General features: G+C 30.8%; 3 protein-coding genes. All 3 read right to left on the bottom strand.

Annotated elements, in window-relative coordinates:
* Window positions 1-463 precede the first annotated feature (463 nt).
* Window positions 464-3,418, bottom strand: a complete 2,955-nt coding sequence (locus L990_RS19460) for an HAD-IA family hydrolase (RefSeq protein ID WP_052181100.1) — start codon at window positions 3,416-3,418, stop codon at window positions 464-466.
* A gap of 302 nt (window positions 3,419-3,720) precedes the next feature.
* Window positions 3,721-4,482 (bottom strand): Cthe_2314 family HEPN domain-containing protein, encoded by a 762-nt coding sequence (locus L990_RS16265; RefSeq protein WP_047451629.1) that lies wholly within the window; start codon window positions 4,480-4,482, stop codon window positions 3,721-3,723.
* 42 nt (window positions 4,483-4,524) lie between these two features.
* Window positions 4,525-4,709, bottom strand: a 185-nt coding sequence (locus tag L990_RS20440) for a hypothetical protein (RefSeq protein WP_231562295.1), incomplete at its 5' end; no start/stop codon positions are given.

The following is a 4,709-nucleotide window of genomic DNA, read 5'->3' as shown; positions in this document are numbered from 1 at the left end:
TTCCTGCGGCTAGCCGCTAGAACCTTGAGGCTGGCCGCTAGAAACAAAAAACTGGCCTTTACAAGGTCTTAGCCTACAGATAAAACACGGCAAAACAATATGAATAAAACAACAACCTACGTTTACGTATCTAAGAGAGCCAGATATAGTCGGCATGCTGACTTGCCAAACAACGCAGACAATGCAGCGGCTACTAATGGCTAACGTTTTGTTGGGAATAGGGATTGATTAGTAGCGCAGACTCTTTTATATATGCTGCTAAGTTCCCTCTATCGAATAGTGGTGGCGCGCTTGCTAGGATTGGCATTTAATAGTGATATAAGGCCGAGACTGCCTAACAACCATCTGCCGCCGAATTAGGCAAAGCCTGCCAGCATAGTGAGACGGCGGTGTGGTAAGCTAATGACTAACACATCACCAGTTTGGTGGCTATACCAGGTATTGTGCTTTCGTTGTTTTTCTGTTAACCAAAAATCGGCTTTTCCCCAATTATTGGTTTTTTGAATTTTGGTTCATCGTGAATATCTCTTAATAATTCGTGTAGAAATTTATCTTCAAATTGAAAATCATTCCTCATATCAACGTACTTTCGACCTTTTAATATTGTTGGAATTGCATCTGAATCTGTTCCTTTTCTAAACAAAGGGATGAATTTAGATGTGTTAATATCATCGGTAAAAATCTCAGCCGAAATTATTGAATACTCATAACCTACACCACCCGCTAGATTATCCGTTTTCTTTTTATAATTTGGTGTCATTATACAAATTACTCTTTGAGACTTAGTTATTGATTTTTCCATAAAATCGGGTAAAAGTTGTCCTAATTTAACCAAGTCCCACTTGTCAAGAACTATATTTACTCCATTTTCACATAGTTTAGTAGCTAAATTCAAAACCCATTCTTCATGCTCTTTATTATCCCATGAATAGGAAATAAATACAGTAGGTATTACTTTGTTTGTTTGGCTAGAACTATTGTTTTCTTTGATTTCATTATTTTTTAGAGATAAAGGTATAGGACTTTCATCTCCTTTGTCAAAAATACCATCTAGATCACTTATCTTATTTTTTAAAAAAAATGAGATTTCTTTATATTCAATACCCATTTTATTTAATCTCTCCAACGCATGAATACCTAAGTCACAAAAAAATCTAGGAGTTTCATTGCCATATCTTTTATTAAAAGTTTTGGGCATATATTTATAATACCAGATTCTTCTGCAAAGTTCTCTATAAGATCTAGCAAGTATAGTTTTAAGAAATATTTCGGGATAAATCACTTCCTCATTAAACTTTGCTTCATAATATTTTATTGGATCATTGTCAGTATTATACAAATCATAACCACTATATTCAAAAAATAAAATATGAATCCCATCTTCCCAAGGAGTTACAACTTGATTTACGGTTTCAAAATCTATATCATATATATCTTTTAAAAGTTCATCAAAATTATTTTTGTTATGCACTAAAAAAATTAAGAAATCATTGACCCCCATGTTTGTTTTCCATATTCTATTTTTTAGATGTGCATCTCTAAATATTTTTTTATTGTTTGATTTATCTACAAATTCTTTAAGGCATTGTCCTAAATCCTTTAGTTCTCCTTTAATATTTGGTAGATATATTATATTCTCAATTTCATCATAACTTTTTTCAAGTTTTCCTTGATAATCATAAGTATTGGCTTGTATTTTTTTATTCTTTGATAAATCTTTTGAAATATGCCAAAATTCTTTAATAGCCATTATAGAATCATCTATTATGGATATTAATAATTTGTTCCTTAAATCATCGTTATCCCATTTGTTTATATAACAAACAATATCAAAAAGAGACAAACCATTTATCTTTTCTAAGGCTAAAACATTTCCTAAATCACCAGTATTTGTTTCTAAAGATTTACTTTTAACAGGCCTAAAATATTTACTTAACTTTTGACTATCACTATAATCTTTATAGAAATTACTTTCTATAATTGTAACACTCTCATCAGAGCATATCTTCCATACATGATCATCTGGAATAATAATATCAGACATTCCCTTTTCTGGTAATACAGGTGTTTCAAATAACTTAATATTACTTTTAAATAAACTAGGCAATTGCCTTCTCGAATCTTTTAAAATTCTCTTGTCTTTTAACCATTTAATTTTAGAATTACTTTGAATTCCTTTAAAATAATCTAAAAATGATTCTGCTAGTTTTTCATTTTCATTAAAAAGAAATCTTTTAGACTTAACTGAATTATCGTGACCAGTTCCCTTATCATAATAAGCCCTAACTATTGATAAATACTGTTCAACGATTCCGCAACTCCATAGTAATTCATTTTCATGAAATCCTATTTCTATCTGATTTTTATTTGATCTACAGCGAATATCAAATAGATTTTCTGCAAAATCAATAATTTCATTTTGGGTGTATCTAATTTCATAATTATCTTTATCTTCTGCATCAAATCGTTTTAATGCTTCATAACCCAAAGGATTTGAAATTAGGATTATAGTCTTACAATCTTGCAAATATTTAGATAAAATATTTGTATGATCTTTAATCAGTCTTCTAACTAATAAAGGGCCTCCAATGCGGAGTAGGTATATAGGTAACTGCAATTCTTTACCTAATGATACTATAAAAAAAAATTCTTTATCACTTTCAATCGAATAGTCATCTGGTAAAAAAATATTGTTTTTTTCCTTTAAATCCAATAATATGGATTCATTATTATCTATATAATCATTAACTATTTGCTTAAACAACTCTGTAATTGAAGCATATATACCCCAACTAGATTTACTATTATTTATACTTTGATTAACAAGAATTCCATTATTTACACCAGCCGCTATACCTGCTATTAATCCATTTTCACTATCTTCAACTATAAGTGTTTTTTCAAGATTTTTAACAGCAGATTTTTCGATTGCTTTTTTAAATAAGTCTGGTTTGGGTTTTCCGTTTTTTACATCTTCTTTAACAACAATTCTTTCTTCAAAAAATCTTTTTAATTTAAACTTATTAATCAACAATGTTACACTTTGTCTGCCTGAACCAGAAATTAATATTAATTCTACACCTTTCAATTTTAAAAATTCCAAAAGTTCTACAGTACCTGAAAACAGTTCTATTTCACCATTTATAATATATAATTCATACAATTCCTTTTTCCTTTTTTTTATTTTATTTACTTTCTCATTTATAATTGTTTTCTTTAGGGGATTGTTTTCACTAAGACTTTTCAATACTATTTCTGTCCCAATTCCTTTTATATCATCTTCTGTGACTTTAATATCGATTCCGTTTTCATCTAAAGCCTTATTGAGTGCTTTAACATGAAAAGGCATTGAATTAACTATTGTTCCATCAAAATCGAAAACAATAGTCTTAAAATTGAAGAAATTAATATTACTCATTGGTTTATCTAAATAAAGTGACACTTAACTGTTTTGTATTATTTAATTTGACACTATTAATATCATAAACTAAATCGACTAGCTCTATTTTATGTCTAAAATCGTTGTAGCTTGCCATTTTAATTTCTTTCTCAATTTAGCAATGACATCTCTCAGAATGAGGCCCAACGCTTGTCGGTATGGGTAACAAGCATTGCGGGCTTCCGTTCTCTCAGCCTGCACTGCGGCTGCTACGGCGCAGTAAGCTTCCGGCTACCACTTCACCAGCTTGTTGACTATACCGTGTGTTGGCGGTAGTTATTTTATTCTTCTTTTACTAAATCCTTTAACTTATCTATTGAGGCATCTAGAAAATCGTTTACAATTGATATAACTTCAAAGATCTCTGTCTCAATTTTATCAATCTCTGCAATAAGATTTTTATCAGTATACTCATCTAGTATTGGAGAAGCTTTTTCATTAATTAATTTCATTAAATCACTATAGAAAACGATTCCTGTTAAATAAGGAAGTTCACTTTCTCCAGTATGGATTTTCTTATGTCGTATATCTTTGATTTCTTTTGTTCTTATTAGTAACTTTTCAATCATAGCAGTTTTGGAACTGCCGATTTTGCTTAGGGCTTCTTTAAATTTGTGACCATTACATTTTTCATCATCAATTCCAGTTTTGTATAGGATATTCCCTAGTTTCCCTACCAAATCTGATACTGTACTAATTCTAATTATATAATTCTCCAGATGATAAACATAGTATTGCTCATCATTTTCAAGTTCTGGAAATAATTCATAAAGTTTACTACGTTCATTAACTCGAAGAAATGACAAGACTAAACCAAGGTCTTCAAAGACAGTATGGAGTAGTCCATAATAATTACTGATTTTTTTTAATGTAATTTCATTTGCCGTTCCAATAAGATTATAGTCTAAATTATCAGCAGTTCTATTCTTTATTGCATCAAGGAAGATTCCCATATGCTTTCCGGCAAGTGGCGCTAAAATCCTCACATATTCATTGCCAAATTCCGAATTGGTAAATTCTTCTGTAGTTTTTACTTTCAACATTTCAAGTATTTTTAATTACCGCCAACATCTGTTTAATCGCAGCTAGCTGCGATTATTTCCACTATACCCATATATGCACTCCACACTGGGTACTAGTGCAACCTTTGGGCTGCAGCTGCTATTATCGTCCAAATACGGGAAATAGTAGCAACTTTTCCACTTCCCTACCCTATAGTGCAAGCCTGCGCTACCCGAACGGCAGCGCGTAAGAAGACGAACCAAGACAA

This window comes from Alistipes sp. ZOR0009 (assembly GCF_000798815.1).
In the GTDB taxonomy this organism is placed as follows: domain Bacteria; phylum Bacteroidota; class Bacteroidia; order Bacteroidales; family ZOR0009; genus Acetobacteroides.
This window is presented reverse-complemented; position numbering and strand designations above follow the sequence as displayed.